The organism is Pedobacter sp. T50_32, assembly GCF_057652195.1.
Map to the genome: position 1 here is coordinate 156,852 of NZ_JBYFBY010000003.1, position 18,674 is coordinate 175,525.

Sequence of the window (18,674 nt, forward strand, 5' to 3'; positions counted from 1 at the left end):
AAGGGGGATAATTAAACTTTGTCTCCCTTTTTTATTTACTTTGTATAAAGCTTTTTGATGATGCGTAAGATATTCTTTAACATTTTCTTCCTACTTGCAACCAGCAATTTTGTATTTGCTCAAGGATCGCAAGTAAAGATTGCCAATAATAGTTTAGCAAAACTGCAGAACAGCATTGCAGAAAAAGCTGACGTTAAAAAGCAGTTAACCATCATAGGAGAGGGGATTAAAGCGATAGAACTCGCTGAAAAGGATAAAAAAACAAAAAACTGGCCAGAAACTTGGGCTATTAAAGCATATATGTGTTCTTATATTGCTTTGATTGATGAAAATGAAGCAAATGCAGATAAGTACTTTCAATTCGCTCAAGATGCACTTGCACAAGCTATTAAGTTAGATAAATTCCAGTCAAACACTGAGCTGATTAAAGCGTCAGATCACAATATTCACGTTAAAAGACAGCGTAAAGGAGCGGAGGCTTTTCGACAAAATGACTTTGCAACAGCTTATGAATTACTGAAAGATGTAAGTGATTTCTTACCTACAGATACGCTTTTAGCTACAAATACCGCAATTTGTGCCCAAAATCTGCAACAATATAATCAAGCACTCGAGTATTTTTTAAGAGCAAAAAATAATGGAGCTAAAAATCCAAGTTTGTACCAGAGCATTGCCAATATTTACGCGTCAAAGTTTGAAAACGAATTGGCTATCAAAATATTAGAGGAAGGATTAGCATTAAATGCATATCATCCATTACTTACTAATGATTATATCAATATTTTACTCGATACCGAACAGTACGAAAAAGCAAATAAAGCGGTAGAAGCCTCGCTAAAAACTGATAAGAGAAGTAAGTTATTGTTTTTCCTGTATGGCTATTTACAACAAAACCAAGCTAAAAATATAAGTACAGCAGAATTATCCTACCAAAGAGCATTAGAGGTAGATTACAACTATTTTGATGCGCTGTATCAGCTGGCTGTAGCATACATTGAAAATGCTAATGAAGCGCTAAAGCAAAAGGATAACAAAAAATTTGTAGCTAATATGAACAGAGCTGAGTATTCTTTATTGAGAGCTCATGATATCAATATTAATCATAGAAATACGATCAAGCTGTTAATTGATATCTACACTAGAAAGAACAGGCTAGATAAGGTACAGGAGCTTAAGCGTAAACTCAACGAATTTTAATTATTGAAATGATGTGGTCCAAATAGAGGTAATAAGACACAACTTAACATAATGTAAATAGTATCTCTTGCGTTTTTCACCTCTTAACTCTTTGAAAAATAGGAGGGTACAGGAATTATAAATTCTGTCACTTCCGAAAAAAGAATTTATAATTCCGACTTAGTGTATTTTGTCGGTTATTTTTTTAATAACTTAACTTAATGCACTTATGAGAGCACAGACTTTCAATAAATCGCAAAAGCAGCGATTTTTAACTTACCTTTCTCTACTTGAGAAGTCTTTAACCCAACCCTCTCACCAGCTTCGTATTTCTGAAAAGGTAAAGAAGCAGACCGAGCAGAGGTGGAGAAATTATAAAAAGGCTATAGAAGTACTTCGCTACGTTGTTGAACCCGTAGGAAAAGAGAAGCCTAATTTTAAAACTACTATGCAGTATAAAAGCCCTAATCATGAGAACATACAACTGTCTCGTAAAACTAAGGGCAGACCGCTTCGTAAAGTACAGGAACGTAAGAAACCTTTACAAGTTCCGACTGTTCATCCTACGAGAATTTACGGATTTTAGGTACTGCAATTATTACGATCCTAAGAGCCGCTTACAGGTTGGTTCTTTTACCAAAAAAACAATTCTTTAGCTAGTGAAGTGCGGGATTTTTAATCTGCGCGACGCCCTCGTTTTCGCTAAAACCGATGCGTAAAGACAGAAATAAAGTGTCGGTTTCTGTGCTGGCTTTTAATCATTTAACTTAACTTTATGAAACTATATGAAATTCCCGTAGGAGTAGCTTTTAAATTTCTTGGTGGTGACCATGTGTGGCGTATATGTTGTAAATATCCAGCATTTATACACATTGTTTCTATAAACAGTAATCCTTTTATATGTGAGTATGATTTTCATCATACTATTGTTCATAAACATGATAGGGAAGACTGGTATCAAGAATGTAAACTAGTTTCTGACCTTAATTAACTCAATTACAAACAAACTATGTCTTTACAAGGCGCAGGCGTTAACCTGCTAGTAGCGACTGGTACTAGTGCCGCTGCACTAGAAACTATCCCAACGGACGGAGATGCAAAAAAGCTTATTATTAGCGGTGCTACTTCTATATTGTCCGTAGTCGTTGTAGAAGCGTTTAAACTGCTTAAATCTTGGCTATCCAAAAGGCGTGTAAAAAAATCTTACAATGTCAAAAACAGCTAAAAAACTTACCTCTGTTGGTCAACTTAGACTTAAAAGAACCGTATTTGAAAACCCGAAAATTGTTCGTGTTTACATGGATGCTGACACTTACTTAACATTAAATGTCAATTGTACCTATGCTGGTATTACCGTAGACGAACACATCCGAAACTTGATTGAGAAGGACTTAGGGAACTCAAAATTTGATGCTTCACAACATGAAAAAGCCGTTTAAATTTAAAGTAGGTGATAGGGTTGTATTTAATGGTTTAAAGTACGCGATTTCAGCCGCTCTAAGAGGTCAAAACGGCAATTGGTATACTCTAGTCAACCGACTTGGAAACCTCCACGAAACCGAGTTAAAAAAATCACTAGATTAACACTCTGACCTTTCATCAATTTAAAACTTTTCTTTACCATTCATCAAAAGGCATAAGTTTATAACATATGCCAAAGTATCCCACCAATGGGACTATTCATCAACTTACATCATTCTTCACTTTAAAAATATCTATAACTTTTATGGCTCGATTTTCTCGTTTTAGACGTCGTTTTAGAGGGGTTTCTTTTGGGGTAAAAAAGAAACTTAGAAGCGCTAGGCGTACAGCTAGCAATCATAGAAAAAAAGCTAAGACACTAACCACTATTTTAATGCTGGGTGGTGCTTATTTAGCATATGACAAATTCATTAAAAAATAGAATATGTTCGGTAGAAAAACAAATTGGTTAATGTATGCTGCCATAGCTGCAGTAGCAGGTTATTTCTTTAAGGATAAGTTACCTGCACCACTTCAAGATTTGTATAGCAAAATTGAAGAAAAGCTAAAAAAATAGGCTTTAGTTCTAAACTTGTCTTTAACAAATGCTTTTAAATAAAAGTTATGGGAAAAATGTTTAAACGTCCTACATCAGTAACAATTGAGGTTTATGTTTATTCTAAAAAGCAAAAAGAAGCCTTTTTTGATATTCTTAATAACTGCTATGAGGAAGCTATTTATTTATCTCATACTAAAGACTATATAAAATACAGGGTTACTTTTGCTTACTATATTAATTATAATGGTTTCCATTATCAAGCATCTAGCTGTTACCCTAATTATAAGTTTAAATATTATAGGATATAATATGTTTTCTTTTGCCTTTCTCTTTATGGAATTTCAATCATTTAAATATGATTATCAGATTAGACGAAACAAGGAACCAGTCTATTACTAACAATACAATAAACGGTTTTTATTTGACCGTTCTCTTGACTGCTGCCGCTAACAACTATCTTATCAAGAAAACGCAGTACGGTACAGGTTTAGATTTTGACGCTTCACAGGTTAACATCTTGGCTACCTTGAAAAGGGATGGTAAAACCTACCAATTATTTAATACAAACTTAGGTTTGCTTGGTGGTTTTCACTCACAAATGAGTGGCGGCAAAAATTGGCTCTTAGGTACTGACTTTGTAAGACCAACGGCAGAGACTAAGCATAAAAATATCCGCACCCTTTTTGTTGGTTTGGGTAACCACCAAAATTTAAAGGGTACTGACGAAATTTTCATTGAGTGTACAATTGGTAGAAATGCTTTTCAAACTGCTACTTTAGACAGTACATCATGCTATATCGATATTAAACCAGCGTTTAGTATTGGTAAAGAGGTAGGTATTTATCAGTTATTTACCGAAACTATCCAAGCTGGTACTACTACTGATACTTTTAACCTCGGTGATAATGTAACAAGTATCAGGTTGTTAAACTTTGAGGATAGTGACGAAACGTTGCAGATTGTACAAAACGTCCGTATCTCTTCAGACCGTTTCGACCAAACATTTAATTTGCCCGATTTGGTAGCTAGAAATATGCTGCTGTATGGAAATGAGCCTTATAATAAGCCTTATGACCGTACGACTGGTGTGGTTACAGATAGTTACACCCCTGCAAACCCACAGTCTTTTGTTATCCTTGATGAGGAAGAGATTGACGCAGCAACTATTGATATCTCATTCGATGGCTCAAAGGTTAATTCATCTAGGAATTTCTTACTTTATAGGAAATTCGATACTAGCTTAGAGATTATCCAAAGAGCGCAGCAAATGGAAGCTAAACATTACGAGCAGAATTTATCTAAGCTGCCTGTTACCCTTTAGTAGTAAATTTTAATTTAACTTATTCTTTATCCAACTCTTAAAATAAAGAAATGAGTTTTTTTAAAAAGCTTGTTAAGGGTGCGGGTAGTGTCTTAAAATCTGTTGGTTCGGCTGCCCTATCTACTGTGCCAATAGTTGGAGGTGTAGCAAGTAAGGCATTCGATAACCTTACAAGTAAAAAGGATACAGAGCCAGTATCGCAGCAGATAGAGAGTAAGTCGCCTACTGTCGATAATATTATAGACGACACAGGTTATCCTAATAAATCCGCTGTCTTTCCTAATGGGGCAGACCCTACGACACTCAACCCTGTAACTATTACACCCCAAAAGCTGGCAAGCACCTCACAAAACCCGTTTAACATCAATCTTAACTTAGATACCAAAAACGGTAAGTATTCAGCAGATGTAAATAACCAGCAAAACCCAATAAATAACAACATGCTAATGTTTGGTTTACTTGGGCTTGGTGCTTTGATGCTGCTGAATAAAAAATAACAAAATAATTTACTTAAAACCTTTTATATGAGAGCTTACGAAGCCTTACATCAACTTGCGGAGCGTTTCGCACCTATGTCTGAAAAATCATCAATTGACCTACAGTCACAATCTGCTCAATCTTACATGAGAGCACTTGACGAGGTAGAAGAAATTGATAAGGTTAAAGAGGAAAACGCACGTATTGAAAAAGCATTTGACAATGCTAAAACGGACGCAGAAAAAGAAAGTCTCACCTCTCAATTGAGAGATGTTCCTAACGAAAAAGTAGAGCATAAACTTGTTCGAATGGCTGAGAAGTGGTGGGTTCGTTACCTTATTTCGGCTCTTTTTGTTTGGGTACAACCTAAAATTCAAAATTATCTTAACCCTCCGCCACCTGTCGAACAGGAATATGAGGACGATTAACGAAAGTACCCAAATAGGGTACTTTCGTTTTTTGTTTAGCTATGTATGATTTTATAAATACTTTTGATAGGCACTTTAGAATTGTCTTTCAACCTTATACACGATTTAATCTATTTTACCGTTCTAGGCGGTTTTTCGTCACTGCAAAAACCCTAAAAAATTACGTTGGTTCTTTTAACGCAAATACAGCCCTTTTAAGAGCATTAAACTCAAAAGACTACAAGATTAGGGTTAAACTAAGAAAATACGGTATAATCGATTTTTACTCAAAATAACTATGAGGACTTTAGAAAAATACGTTCCTTATATTGCTCTCCTGTTACTTTTTATCTTCATTAAGCCTTTAATGGCTATTGCTAATTCTATTACTGGTGTTGTTTCAAATAAGGATAAAGAAACTGCTGAGGCGACTTACAACGATGCTAATTCAAAGATTAAGAACAGTGCTGGCGTAAAATCGCAGATGAACTCTATTAATCAGTCAAAGGCGCAGCAGTTGTTTGAGGCTATGACCCATATGGGTACAAATACCTCCACAATATTTGACATTCTTTCTCCTGGCATTGGTCCAAATCAACTTGGTGCTATCTACTTATTTTATGGTGTTAGACAACTGCGGTTCTTTGGAATTGTAGTAGCGGAAGGTGATTTATTTGCTTGTCTTAGATATGAATTAAGCACTAGCCAGTATAAAAAGCTTTGGGATACTTCACTTTATCAATTTAATAATATCAAGTAATGACCTTATTAGAGCAAAGTATTAAGGATTACGGTAAGTTACACATTGAGAACTTAGACTTTATCTTAGAGTTTATGGCTGCGCACTATGCGCAAAAAAAGGTTAAATCTATTAAACCATATTCTTTTACGGTTGGTAGTAATAATCACGGTGAAAATCTAAAGCTAGATTACGGTTTAAATAACAGCCTTTTCTATGGTAGGTTACAGTTATGTATTAACCCTAATGATGCGCCTTTAGCACCCGAAAAAATTCAGATAAAATATCGTAGTTACTTAAATCATACTCCTTATGATAAGTACATTACACGTATTATCGAAAAGGAGAACTTAATTAATGAGGCATCGGATAGTATTGAATTATTCGATAACCTTGAGGTTACACAACAGTCTAATAAGTATGACTTTTACTTTACCTTCATAGGCTTTAAAATCGATTTAATATAATGGGTTACTACAGTTTTAGATCAAGAAAAAGAAAATCTTTGCAGCAAAGAGTTGCGGAGCTGGAAGCTCGGGTAATTAGAAAAAGGAAGCCTTTTTATAAGACTTCTATTAAGCATTTACCATTTAGGCGTAAAAGGTGGTAATTGATTGATTTCAATTATATACTTTCTCTTTACTAAACTTCCTATTAATTTTTATGGGTGGAATAGCATTTCAAAAAAGTAACGGAGATGGTTCTGTTGCTAATGAACAGTTGTTAGAACTTAGAAAACTTAACAAGCCCGAGCTATTTAAGCTTGCTGTTGGTTTGGGCTTGTCAAACCTTGTCTTAATTACCCGAACTTGGGAAATAGGTTTCAATTGGGATAGTCATTCTAGTTTGAATTTTGGAGGTCGTTTTTTTGGCGAGTTTAAGATAACTTATTCCCACATGGCTAAATCTGATACCAACACTAATAATGCTGGTGGTTGTGGGTTAAACGATAGCGGTGTGCAGGTTGCAATGTTGACCACCTTTAACCGTTCTGACGGTTCAACAAGAGGGAACAGTGCACATAGTAGTTATGTCGGCTTTGCTGATAGCATGCATAAGACTACTATTAATTCGATAGGTGGAGGTCAAAATCCTTTTAGCTCTATGTTGGTTTCATTTATCGGTTATGAGGTTGGTGTTCCAATAGAAACAATCTTGCATAATATCGTTACCAACGAAGGGTATAAATTGACAGACAATGCAGGTAATATAATCTCAATTCCTTAGTTATGGCAGATATTAAACAATATCAGTTGCCGCTAGCTAACAATATAGCTGATGGTGACACCCTTACGGGCACTAGTGGTGCCAATATAGGGGATGATAAAAAATTTAGTTGGAGCTTGATAAAGAATAAGCTTCGGGAGATATTTTCTCCACTTCCAAACGAGTTGACCGCTGGTGGTTTAATTTCCATTGTTGGTAATAACGTCACAATAAGTACAGCTGCATACAGGATTAGCGGTCATACTTTTATGGCTGATTATGCTGGTTCTGTTGTTTTGAACTCATCCGCTGGTATGCTTCGCTACGTTGTATGGTACGGTAACACGTTATCACAGATAATTCGAATTGATGGCGCTGAGGCTGCAACTGCACAGATGCCATCTATACCCTCTGATGCAGCGTTGATTGGTTTTGTTCTTGTTAATGATGCGGGTATTGGTGCACCAGTTGTTGATGTTTCTGGCTTTGTTCGTAAGGCTGACTATCAGAATGAAAGTAACGGATTTAAAACGATTTTAAAGACGTTAGGTCTTACAGGTAACAGAACACTTTCATTGCCAAATAAAAGCGGTACTATAGCGCTTGTTGATGATGTAAGAAGTTTCATATCTGATACAGACGTCATCGAACCTGCTAAGTCGGCTTACTATTTAGTTACCGATGTTGCCGATTTGCGTTTTTTTTTCGGAAGGCTTGGAAAGAGAATTAAGTATTTAAATTTTCAATATGTAGATACTATTGAAAATATGCCTCCATTACTTTTTAGTACTGGATTTATGGTAGGTGGTCTAAACCCTACTTGCATTGCCAGACAGTCGTCAAGGATTATTTATCATATGTCGTACAATTCTGTTGATGGCATTCCTTATCATGATTTCTTTATAAATGATCAAGGTTTCCGTTCTTGGGACCATGCCTCTACAGTCCACGCATTTAGGATATCAAAAGAGCAGGTTCGGGCTATAAAATATTCTCTTTTTGCGTTAAACACTGCTCCTTCCAGTGCATCTGATGTGGGTACTACGGGCGAAATTCGATATACCTCTGATTACATCTATGTCTGTGTGGCTACTAATACGTGGAAGCGCACAGCTTTAACATCATGGTAAAACTTAAATACTTTAATTGATTAATCATGCAACCTAGTAATAACGCTATTCAAGCTATTAAGAATAGGGAGAAATGCAAATTAACTCGTTACAGGCTAAAAGGTGAAGCTTACGATACAATAGGATGGGGGCACTATATTGATAAAACTAGTCCTTTGTACGGTACTAATATTAAGACTATTACCCAAGCTTATGCAGACCAATTACTTGTAATTAATGTTAGGAATAAAACTAAGGTTATAGATAGCACCTTAAAAGTTCGAATACCTCAAAATTTGTATGATGCCTTGGTAAGTACTATTTACCAATACAACCCTAGCAATAAATCTATACAGGCTATTTTAAGGGCTGTTAACTTAGGTTACGGGGTATTTGAAATTGCCAGTATGCTCACGTCTTTACCTTCTAATAGTTATAACTTAAAAGCCCGTAAAGTTGATGCTCTGCTAGCTACTACGGGAAAACTTCAACATATTGATAAAATTAAAGTATAATGTTATCGGCAAATGAAGCGCAGTTACAATACGGTATGCCGTCTAAAAACGGTTATCCGTATTTATTCAATATCAATTTACCATTTCCATTAAAAGACGTTTACTCAAAAAAACAGTTAACCTCAATAGCTTGTCATAAAGACGTTGCACAATCTTTGATAAATATCTTTAAGGATATTTTAGCAGCTTACGGTTTAGCTAAAATACAGGAATTGGGAATTGATAAGTACGGAGGTTGTTTTAATTATCGGACAAATACCAACAATAGTAAAGCTCTTTCTTTACATAGTTGGGGCATTGCTATCGATTTAGACCCCGAACGTAATTTAAACCACGAAACGAGCAAAACCGCACGTTTCGGACGCCCTGAATACAAAACTATGATTGACATCTTTTACAGGCATGGTTGGGAAAGCTTAGGGCGTGAAAGGAATTATGATTACATGCATTTTCAAGTCAAGTCTAAGGCTTTAACCGCAAAAAAGAAGTAGAGGATAGCTCCGAGCCTTTTAATTGGGCTATCCTTTTATTACCATTAACTTTTCTTCTTTACTTTCTCTTTAAGAAACGCCCTTAGGGCTATTAACTTTTATTTTATGGCTGCAGAAAAATTAAATGACTTACAGTCTACTGCTACTGATTTAGGTAACAAAATTGTTGACGCTGATAACCATAGGATTAGCATTACTTCTATTTTAGTCGTTGTGTTAATCGGACTTCTTTTAGCTTTTAAGGAAGCTGTAATTGAAATGCAGGAAGATTATGCGAACGGCTAAAAAAAAAAAAGAGAAAAGCCCGATTATCTATCAATACAATCTTTTCGATAAGCGCTGCGTAGATGTTATGCAGCGTAACAAACAAATTAGAAAATTTCCTATTAACTTCTTAAAACGAAAATCATGTACAGGGTAAATATTTACTACAATGACAATCCGTATCAGATTGAAAAAACAAGGCTTTTTAGGTTTAGAGCTTTAGGTATTCTTTATATAGCTCTTCATCATTGTTTAGGTAAGCGTTTTACATTCATATATAAACACTAATGAAGTGTTTTATATGTAACCTTGACATAAGGCGGGTTCCCTTGTATAGGGGTAATTCGGTAACGGATAAAACCAGTATATGGTTGTGCTTGGGGTGTTTAAGTATTGGTTATCCTTTGCTTGACACTCCATCTAAGGCTCTCGGTTGGTCATTAGGGCATCACTATGAAATGTCATTACAAAGAATTTACTACGATGTTAGACACAATACACTTTCGTATCACAAATCTTTCCAAAAATGCAACAATCAGACATCAGCTTTCGACAACAGGTAAAACAGGGCAGACAACAGCCGAAGTATCTCGCAGTACTCTTGAAACTTTGCAAGGGGATACGATTAGGGTTAACCTTTTTCACGATAGTGATAACATTCTTCCTTTTATTAGGCGTGATAGTTTTAATATTCCCTCTAGCCATTATAGTGTATCTTATGTGGTTAATGAGGTTGCAGATAGAATAGACTTTAATGTATCTATACCTAAATTTGAATGGGGTACTAATATTTTACAGTACATACCTTATTATGATCAATCTGCATCTGCTATTTTCAATTTAATACATACTTTCTTTTCTAAATTCTTCCGTTATCTCAATACTTCCCCGTCATATGAGGATATTGAAATAGTACGTCTTGATTTATGCTATAATCAGTTCTTTGTAGATAAAAAACAGGCTTTGGCGTATTTGGATAGCCAAAAACAATTGGCGGTCAAATACGCAAGAAGTAGTAAAAATAACTACCGTACTTACGAAACATCTTTATTTTATGTAACTAGGCGTTACAGCTTTAAGATATACCATAAGGGTACGGAATTCGAGCAGAATGACAGAAAGGAAATGCTTAAAAAGAACCAAGAAAATTTACATGCGCTTAATCTTTCGGGAATTTCTGACGAACGCTTTGCAGATATGCAGAAAAAGCAGTACAAAGTAGCAAGTATTAAGAAGTTACAGCACGAAGCCGATAGGATATTACGATATGAAATGACTTTTAGAGGTAGTTATATGAATTATCTATTAAAACAGTTCATTTTCTCTAAGGATGGTGATAATAAGAGTATTTACAGTAGTGTATTTGAAAGGATGCTAATCTATGATAATAGGGTGGCGAGTAAGGTTATAGATAAATTTAACAGGACTAACGTTAAATTTCATCTAGCTACCGAATGGGATAAGCCAAATAAGGATTTAAACGTTTACGTTGATTATCTAAAGGGTACTTTTAATTTCCAGCTTTTCGAAATGATGTACAATCGCTTTTGGCAAAAGGTAAAGGATTATCAGTTGAATATCCCTATGACACCTTACGATGTAATTCAGAAGATAAATGACCACAATAAGACCGTAGAACTTAAGAACAGGTTTTCCTCTAAGAGCAATCAAAAGGAACAAAAGGAGGTTAATAGGCTGTTGATTAGTGCAATGTTGAGCCAGTACATGGACATTGAGAACCTTAAAAAATACTTACCAAAAAGTACGTTTTTTAGGCTAAAAGCCGAACTGAATAGGCTGGGTATCAATATGTACAATAATAATCATACAATACCTGCACCGCCTGTTGATTATTTGGAATATCGTTATATATTTGGAAATAAATTTAACCTTACTTTAAAATGAAAAAATTACTATTAGTGTTCTCTTTTGCGTTGATTACCTTTAGCGCATTTTCTCAAAAAACAGATACTATTTTTAATGAAAATAACGTGGTAGTAACATACAAGTTAGAGAAGATAGAGGAACAAAAGAACAAAGACTTATATCTACTGTCTGTTAAGGCTATTAACAAAAATGATTACGATTTGTATTATAACAACGTTTTGTTAAATAACGGTATCGTTAATCCTTTAGATAAGTATTTTGCGCAGGTTTCGGTTAGAAATGGTAACGGTATGTTCGGTGATAATGCTAACTTAGTAGGTAAGCAGAGCGAACTAGTTACACAGGACGGTGTACTTTTCCGTTTTCAAAAATCAACTTCAATTTCTGCGGAAAAGGAGTTTAAAGTAGATAAGGGAGTGCAGCCAAAACTACAGTATAAATCTAATAAGGAGCTTCGTTCGCTAAAAGATTTTAAAGTTCAAATAACGGATGCGGTTATAAATGGAAATTATACTAGTACTTGTGGTAACATTCAATTTATGCTTACATTTAATAACTTAAATAAATCTATATCACAGAGTGTAAACGGTAACAATATTTTATACACAGCAACAGGAGAAAGCACCTATTCTAAGTCTGATAAATCGGCTAGCATACAGTACAATTCTTCTACAGGTAGTTTTATTTATACGTCTAACGATGGTATATCGTGCACTTGGAATAAGCAAAAATAAAATTTGCACTTCTAAAAAAAAAAAACTACATTAGCGCATGCGTTTCGGTCACGTGTACCCATAATACACCATAGGGGAAATTAGACCGTAGGCGGTAAAAATTTAAAAAGGGCTTAGTGTTAGCCCTTTTAGTGGGAGTTACAACTTAACATAATGTAAATTATATGACAAATAGAAATATCATTGAAATTGTTAAATTAGCCTAATTTCTAACTCAAAATATAAAAATGAAGAATATCGCTGTTATAGGTTCCGGAACTATGGGTAATGGCATTGCTCATACCTTTGCACAATTTGGTTACGCTGTAAATTTAATAGATATCAATGCTGATGCTTTACAAAAAGCTATAGATACAATTACAAAGAATTTAGATCGTCAGGTTGCTAAAGGAACAATTACCGAAAGTGATAAAGAAAATACGCTAAAAAATTTAAGCACACATACAGATTTAAAATCTGCAGTTGCTGATGTAGATTTAGTTGTTGAAGCTGCTACAGAAAACGTCGAACTAAAGCTTCAGATTTTTAAGGACCTAGATGCTTACGCCAAGGCAGATGCCATTTTAGCAAGCAACACATCTTCTATTTCTATCACTAAAATTGCTGCAGTTACCAATCGTGGTGATAAAGTTATTGGCATGCATTTTATGAATCCAGTGCCAATTATGAAATTGGTGGAAGTTATCCGTGGATATGCGACTAGCGATATAACTACAAATATAGTTATGGAGTTGTCTAAGAAATTAGATAAAGTTCCTGTTGAAGTGAATGATTACCCAGGTTTTGTGGCCAACCGCATATTAATGCCGATGATTAACGAGGCAATTTACTCGCTTTATGAAGGTGTTGCCGGTGTTTATGAGATAGATACCGTAATGAAATTGGGCATGGCACATCCAATGGGACCGTTACAATTGGCAGATTTTATCGGTTTAGACGTTTGTTTAGCTATTTTGAATGTGTTGTACCAAGGCTTTGGAAATCCGAAGTATGCCCCCTGCCCTCTCTTGGTAAACATGGTTGCCGCTGGTAAAAAAGGCGTTAAATCTGGCGAAGGTTTCTACGACTATAGTAATGGCGTAAAAGATGCTAAGGTTGCAGAGAAGTTTACCAGGTTTACACAAAACTAACCAAAATCATCATTGCGAGGTACGAAGCATCTATTTAGCTCTAAGATTGCTTCGTACCTCGCAATGACGCATAAAACGTACTTTTTCCTATATTTGCCTTATGAACGAAAACCTTGATCCTTCTTCAGAAAATCTTAGCCCAATAGAGCGTGATATTGAAAAAGTATTACGTCCACAAGAGTTTGAAGACTTTGCTGGTCAGGATAAAATTCTAGAAAATTTAAGGATTTTCGTGAAAGCAGCCAAACTACGTGGCGAAGCTTTAGACCATGTGCTTTTACACGGTCCTCCGGGATTAGGAAAAACCACCCTTTCGCATATCATTGCTAATGAAATGGGCGTAAATATCAAAGTTACTTCTGGTCCGGTATTAGATAAACCTGGCGATTTAGCTGGTCTCTTGACTAATTTAGAAAGTGGCGATATCCTTTTTATCGATGAAATTCATCGTTTATCGCCTTTGGTAGAAGAATATTTGTATTCTGCCATGGAAGATTTCAAGATTGATATCATGCTGGAAAGCGGTCCAAACGCTCGTTCAGTGCAAATTGGATTAAATCCGTTTACGTTGGTTGGCGCAACTACCCGATCTGGTTTGCTAACCGCACCATTAAGGGCTCGTTTTGGTATCAATTCTCGTTTGCAGTACTATGATGCTAAATTATTAACTACCATAGTTTTGCGTTCATCAGCCATATTAAATACGCCAATTAGTGACGAAGGTGCTTATGAAATTGCCCGTCGTAGCCGTGGAACACCTCGTATCGCAAATGCTTTATTGCGTAGAACCCGCGATTTTGCCCAAATTAAAGGCAATGGAAATATCGACACTGAAATAGCCCGTTATGCTTTGTCTGCTCTAAACGTAGATGAACACGGTTTAGATGAAATGGATAATAAGATTTTACTGGCTATTATCGATAAATTTAAAGGTGGACCAGTAGGCTTAAAAACTATTGCTACAGCTGTTGGCGAAGATGATGGTACTATTGAGGAGGTTTATGAACCGTTCTTAATTCAGGAAGGTTATTTGATGCGTACCGCTCGTGGCCGCGAGGTTACAGAGGCCGCATACAAGCATTTGAACAGAGTGAAATTAGGACAAACAGGAAAATTGTTTTAGTATATCCTATTTATCATTCAGAGCGCAGCGATAGATCTGATTATATTTCCTAGAAAAGCCATACCTCGTTTCCAATTTTACGATAGCCGGGCTATCCGTTAAAAGTCCTCGTTTCGCTGCGCTACACTGTGGGCTTTCCACTGCTATCCCGTTTAGAGAACATACAGCACTGCAAAAAATCCCGACTAGTTTGCAAAAACCTGCGTTAATTAAACCCGATTGGAAGCGGCAGCTCCCGATTTTTCATCGGGACTATAGCGGAAAGCGGGACTACCACAAAAAAAAAATCGCTATTATTGATTTTCTAAAAGAATGAAATCTCTTAACAGTTACTCTTTTTAGAAGTACGATTTGTTAATCCTATCATAAACAGAACTAAACAATCAGTTTGGTTCTTTGTTCTTTAAATATGAATATAGAATTACGTAAACTCACCATCGAAGATTACAACGACCTTAGAGAATCAATGCAGCAAGCTTACTTGGATAGTGGCAATGGCATTTGGAGCAGGGCAAAAATTGGGGATTTATTAAGGATTTTTCCTGAAGGGCAATTATGTATTGCTGTAGATGGCAAAGTGGTTGCTTGCTCGCTTTCTATTATTGTAGACTACGATTTATTTGGTGATACACACACTTATGAAAAGATTACTGGTAAATACAGTTTCTCTACCCACACACCGCAAGGAAATGTACTATACGGAATTGAGATTTTTGTGCATCCAGAATACAGAGGACTGAGATTAGCGAGACGTTTGTACGAAGCTAGAAAAGAACTTTGCGAGCTGTTGAATTTGGAAAGCATCATTGCTGGTGGTCGAATTCCGGGCTATCACGAATATGCTGACAAATTAAGTCCGAGGCAGTATATTGATAAAGTTAGAACAAAAGAAATTTACGACCCAACGCTTAGTTTCCAGATTTCAAACGATTTTCACGTACGTAAGGTGCTGAAAAACTATTTGCCTGGCGATGTAGAATCCAAGGAATATGCCACCTTGATTGAGTGGAATAACATTTACTACCACGATAATGTGTCGCCTCGTTCTGCGCAAACGATTAGGTTGGGTTTGGTGCAATGGCAAATGCGTTTGTTTCCAGATATGGATGCTTTTTTTGAACAGGTAGAATTTTTTGTAGATGCAGTAAGTGGCTACAAATCTGATTTTATCATGTTCCCTGAGTTCTTTAATACTCCGCTCCTACAGCCTTACAACCATTTGCCGGAGCAAGAGGCAATGAAGAAGTTGGCTGATAAAACAGAGGAAATTGTGCAGAGACTTCAGGAGTACGCGGTATCATATAATGTAAATATCATAGCGGGTAGTATGCCGGTAAAAGAGAACGGTAAATTATATAATGCTACTTATTTATGTCATAGAAATGGGTTAACGGAAGATTATCGTAAAATTCACATCACACCTAATGAGAAAAAGTATTATGGCATGAGCGGTGGTGATAAAATTGGTGTATTTGACACGGATTGCGGTAAAATCGGAATTCTGATTTGCTATGATGTAGAGTTTCCGGAGCTAAGTAGAATCTACGCCGACCAGGGTATGCAGATATTGTTTGTGCCATTTTTAACTGATACACAGAATGGTTATACAAGGGTAAGGCACTGTGCACAGGCAAGAGCTATAGAAAACGAATGTTACGTGGCTATTGCAGGTTGCGTGGGCAACTTGCCTAAGGTAAACAACATGGATATTCAGTTTGCGCAGTCGGCAGTATTTACGCCATCAGACTTTGCTTTTCCTACAAACGCCATTAAGGCAGAAACTACACCAAATACAGAAATGATGTTAGTAGTTGATGTTGATCTACATCTTTTAGATGAACTTCACCATTTTGGAACCGTGAAGATATTGAAAGATAGAAGGAAAGATTTATATGAAGTAAAGCTGCTTAAATAAGCAGCTTTACACTCAAAATAATAGATTGTTGGTTCTACAAGATCCTAAACCTATTGTGTTACATTATTTCTGAAGAAGATAAACCAAACAACTAACAAGACTACCACAACGATTGGAATAATCCATTTCATGGCTTGTCCAGCGCCTTTATTATCAGGTTCGTTTACCGTTGGTGCCGGTTTCGGATTATCCTGATGTGCTTCGTAGTCTGTTTCTACATCAGCTGTAGTATGTTTGTTTTGCTCTTCTATATTTTCCGATTGATTTTCCATAATATCGAGATTTAAATTTAGTAGTAGTTCTCAGCAACCTTTGCTGTCATCATTTAAACAATCAAAGAAGATAAAAGGTTTTTAGCCAAATAGCTATCTTTGCAAAATCAATGTTTAGCCAATCCGCAAAATATAGTCAGATGATTAAGCAGGAAGCCCTCCGTTTGGGTTTCATGAGCTGTGGTATTGCTAAGGCAGATTTTTTGGAAGATGAAGCGCCCCGTTTAGAAACTTGGTTAAAGAAAAATCATCACGGCGAAATGGGATATATGGAAAACTATTTCGATAAACGCTTAGATCCAAGACTATTAGTAGAAGGTGCTAAATCGATAGTTTCGCTAACACTTAATTATTACACCGAAGAGAAACAGGTAGATTTAAATGCGCCTAAAATATCTAAATATGCATACGGAACAGATTATCATTCGGTAATTAAAGAAAAAATGCAGAATTTGATGGCTTTTATTAGAGAAAACATTGGTGAAGTTGATGGTAGATGTTTTGTAGATTCTGCACCAGTAATGGATAAAGCCTGGGCGCAAAAAGCTGGTTTGGGTTGGCGAGGGAAAAACTCAAATTTAATTAGCAAACAAGCTGGTTCATTCTTTTTCTTAGCAGAGCTGATTATCGATTTAGAATTGGAGTACGATAATCCTTTTCCTACCGATCATTGTGGTTCTTGTACACGTTGTATTGATGCCTGCCCTACCGATGCCATCGTGGCGCCTTACACCGTTGATGGCAGCAGATGTATTTCTTACCTCACGATTGAGCTTAAAAACGAAATTCCTACAGAGTTTAAAGGCAAAATGGATGATTGGATGTTCGGCTGTGATATTTGTCAAGACGTTTGTCCGTGGAATAGGTTTGCGACTGAGCATAGAGAAGAGAATTTTGTGCCGAAAGAAAATTTACTAGGTTTAACCAAAAGTGAGCTTGTAGATATGACGGACGAAGTTTTTAAGAAAGTATTCAAGAATTCGCCAGTGAAGCGCACTAAATTTACTGGATTGAAACGTAACATCGATTTTTTGCAGCAGCCATGAAACAATCTTTCACAGTAGTCTTGCTTTTGTTGGTTAATCTTTTAGTGTTTGGACAAGAACCTAAATTGAAGAAACGTAGTAAAGGCGCTGCAAGTGGAAGCGAATTTGCCAGATCCATCAGCGACACAAGTTTATCGCTTACAGCTAGAGAAGCGCTGATATTTGCTGAAGTGAAGAAAGGTAACCTCCCATCTTATCAAAGAAAATATAGTGTTATAGATGTGGAAAAGGTAATTGATGGTGTAACTTATCAATTAAGGATGTACGTAGCGCCAGACTATTTAGCCATTGGAAGTGATGAAGATTACTTTTACATCCCAACTACGCCTATGCTAGCGCAACGGATAGCAAATTTGACCAAGACGATGTTGCCAACGAAATTGATGGTTGATGAAATTTACAAGCAAGCGAAGATCAAGTTAGAACCACAACCTATTCCCCCTACTAAAGCAATGACGACAGTACCAGTTTTCATTGCACATCATCATATTGTTTCAAAGCAGCTGGCTAATTTTAAGGATCAGCATTTGCAATCTTATTTAACGGCTGGGAATAAGAAGGATATCATTATTTCAAATAAAATCTATGGACAGCCAACACCTAGAGTGGTTATTTATGGTTGGCATAAACTAGATGGTAAAGCGATACAGCCAGTTTACAATAAGCATACCAACACTTGGACAGATTATAGCCATGGCGTACGCTTAGTAAGCGAAAATGCAATTTTGAATGGCAAGAAAGTGAAATTGGCTGATGTATTGAAACATCCAACACTACATCAGCTACTAAGCGATGAAGGGATAATTTCAACCCCGAAATATCCAATCAAATAAAGCATTATA

At 36.1% G+C, this 18,674-nt stretch carries 23 protein-coding genes; 22 read left to right on the forward strand and 1 reads right to left on the reverse strand.

What is annotated here, in order from left to right; genetic code table 11:
- The first annotated feature begins 57 nt into the window (after positions 1–57).
- The 20 genes from AC23ME_RS11400 to AC23ME_RS11495 all read left to right on the forward strand — a co-directional run bounded on the left by AC23ME_RS11400 (position 58) and on the right by AC23ME_RS11495 (position 16,514).
- Entirely contained in the window at positions 58–1,197 is a 1,140-nt protein-coding gene (locus AC23ME_RS11400) for a tetratricopeptide repeat protein (protein WP_487727896.1), read from the forward strand.
- Positions 1,198–1,405: 208 nt separating this feature from the next.
- Positions 1,406–1,762, forward strand: coding sequence for a hypothetical protein (locus tag AC23ME_RS11405; protein ID WP_487727897.1), 357 nt, complete (start codon positions 1,406–1,408; stop codon positions 1,760–1,762).
- A gap of 423 nt (positions 1,763–2,185) precedes the next feature.
- A complete protein-coding gene (locus tag AC23ME_RS11410; protein WP_487727898.1) occupies positions 2,186–2,401 on the forward strand; it encodes a hypothetical protein in 216 nt (71 codons plus the stop codon).
- Positions 2,385–2,615, forward strand: coding sequence for a hypothetical protein (locus tag AC23ME_RS11415; protein WP_487727899.1), 231 nt, complete (start codon positions 2,385–2,387; stop codon positions 2,613–2,615). Before AC23ME_RS11410 ends, AC23ME_RS11415 begins: the two co-directional genes overlap by 17 nt.
- A gap of 467 nt (positions 2,616–3,082) precedes the next feature.
- Positions 3,083–3,214, forward strand: coding sequence for a hypothetical protein (locus tag AC23ME_RS11420; protein ID WP_487727900.1), 132 nt, complete (start codon positions 3,083–3,085; stop codon positions 3,212–3,214).
- Positions 3,215–3,551: 337 nt separating this feature from the next.
- On the forward strand, positions 3,552–4,517 hold the full coding sequence (locus tag AC23ME_RS11425; RefSeq protein WP_487727901.1) for a hypothetical protein: 966 nt from the start codon (positions 3,552–3,554) through the stop codon (positions 4,515–4,517).
- Between the two features lie 50 nt (positions 4,518–4,567).
- Entirely contained in the window at positions 4,568–5,014 is a 447-nt protein-coding gene (locus AC23ME_RS11430) for a hypothetical protein (RefSeq protein ID WP_487727902.1), read from the forward strand.
- A gap of 27 nt (positions 5,015–5,041) precedes the next feature.
- The gene (locus tag AC23ME_RS11435; RefSeq protein WP_487727903.1) at positions 5,042–5,422 is read left to right on the forward strand and encodes a hypothetical protein; all 381 of its coding nucleotides are present in this window, start codon (positions 5,042–5,044) and stop codon (positions 5,420–5,422) included.
- A 277-nt stretch (positions 5,423–5,699) separates the two neighbouring features.
- Positions 5,700–6,161 carry a hypothetical protein gene (locus AC23ME_RS11440; protein ID WP_487727904.1) on the forward strand — a complete coding sequence of 154 codons (462 nt, stop codon included), beginning with the start codon at positions 5,700–5,702 and terminating at the stop codon, positions 6,159–6,161.
- On the forward strand, positions 6,161–6,607 hold the full coding sequence (locus AC23ME_RS11445; protein WP_487727905.1) for a hypothetical protein: 447 nt from the start codon (positions 6,161–6,163) through the stop codon (positions 6,605–6,607). Before AC23ME_RS11440 ends, AC23ME_RS11445 begins: the two co-directional genes overlap by 1 nt.
- 196 nt (positions 6,608–6,803) lie before the next feature.
- The gene (locus AC23ME_RS11450) at positions 6,804–7,367 is read left to right on the forward strand and encodes a hypothetical protein (RefSeq protein WP_487727906.1); all 564 of its coding nucleotides are present in this window, start codon (positions 6,804–6,806) and stop codon (positions 7,365–7,367) included.
- 26 nt (positions 7,368–7,393) lie between these two features.
- The gene (locus AC23ME_RS11455) at positions 7,394–8,476 is read left to right on the forward strand and encodes a hypothetical protein (RefSeq protein ID WP_487727907.1); all 1,083 of its coding nucleotides are present in this window, start codon (positions 7,394–7,396) and stop codon (positions 8,474–8,476) included.
- A gap of 26 nt (positions 8,477–8,502) precedes the next feature.
- Positions 8,503–8,970, forward strand: coding sequence for a glycoside hydrolase family protein (locus AC23ME_RS11460; protein WP_487727908.1), 468 nt, complete (start codon positions 8,503–8,505; stop codon positions 8,968–8,970).
- Positions 8,970–9,461: a M15 family metallopeptidase gene (locus tag AC23ME_RS11465; protein ID WP_487727909.1), complete on the forward strand. Its 492-nt coding sequence runs from the start codon at positions 8,970–8,972 to the stop codon at positions 9,459–9,461. The genes AC23ME_RS11460 and AC23ME_RS11465 overlap by 1 nt, the downstream gene beginning before the upstream one ends.
- 105 nt (positions 9,462–9,566) lie before the next feature.
- Positions 9,567–9,746 (forward strand): hypothetical protein, encoded by a 180-nt coding sequence (locus AC23ME_RS11470; protein WP_487727910.1) that lies wholly within the window; start codon positions 9,567–9,569, stop codon positions 9,744–9,746.
- A 462-nt stretch (positions 9,747–10,208) separates the two neighbouring features.
- Positions 10,209–11,630, forward strand: coding sequence for a phage/plasmid replication domain-containing protein (locus AC23ME_RS11475; protein WP_487727911.1), 1,422 nt, complete (start codon positions 10,209–10,211; stop codon positions 11,628–11,630).
- Positions 11,627–12,346, forward strand: coding sequence for a hypothetical protein (locus AC23ME_RS11480; RefSeq protein ID WP_487727912.1), 720 nt, complete (start codon positions 11,627–11,629; stop codon positions 12,344–12,346). The genes AC23ME_RS11475 and AC23ME_RS11480 overlap by 4 nt, the downstream gene beginning before the upstream one ends.
- Before the next feature lie 227 nt (positions 12,347–12,573).
- On the forward strand, positions 12,574–13,476 hold the full coding sequence (locus AC23ME_RS11485) for a 3-hydroxyacyl-CoA dehydrogenase family protein (protein ID WP_487727913.1): 903 nt from the start codon (positions 12,574–12,576) through the stop codon (positions 13,474–13,476).
- A gap of 100 nt (positions 13,477–13,576) precedes the next feature.
- Positions 13,577–14,599: a Holliday junction branch migration DNA helicase RuvB gene (ruvB, locus tag AC23ME_RS11490; protein ID WP_487727914.1), complete on the forward strand. Its 1,023-nt coding sequence runs from the start codon at positions 13,577–13,579 to the stop codon at positions 14,597–14,599.
- Positions 14,600–15,008: 409 nt separating this feature from the next.
- Positions 15,009–16,514 carry a GNAT family N-acetyltransferase gene (locus AC23ME_RS11495; protein WP_487727915.1) on the forward strand — a complete coding sequence of 502 codons (1,506 nt, stop codon included), beginning with the start codon at positions 15,009–15,011 and terminating at the stop codon, positions 16,512–16,514.
- A 50-nt stretch (positions 16,515–16,564) separates the two neighbouring features.
- Here the strand turns inward: AC23ME_RS11495 and AC23ME_RS11500 are convergent, their stop codons facing one another.
- Positions 16,565–16,786 carry a hypothetical protein gene (locus AC23ME_RS11500; protein WP_487727916.1) on the reverse strand — a complete coding sequence of 74 codons (222 nt, stop codon included), beginning with the start codon at positions 16,784–16,786 and terminating at the stop codon, positions 16,565–16,567.
- Between the two features lie 140 nt (positions 16,787–16,926).
- Between AC23ME_RS11500 and queG the strand changes: the two genes are divergently transcribed.
- Together queG and AC23ME_RS11510 are read left to right on the forward strand one after the other, a co-directional pair.
- A complete protein-coding gene (gene queG, locus AC23ME_RS11505) occupies positions 16,927–17,832 on the forward strand; it encodes a tRNA epoxyqueuosine(34) reductase QueG (protein WP_487727917.1) in 906 nt (301 codons plus the stop codon).
- A complete protein-coding gene (locus AC23ME_RS11510) occupies positions 17,829–18,665 on the forward strand; it encodes a hypothetical protein (RefSeq protein WP_487727918.1) in 837 nt (278 codons plus the stop codon). Before queG ends, AC23ME_RS11510 begins: the two co-directional genes overlap by 4 nt.
- The last annotated feature ends 9 nt before the right edge of the window (positions 18,666–18,674 follow it).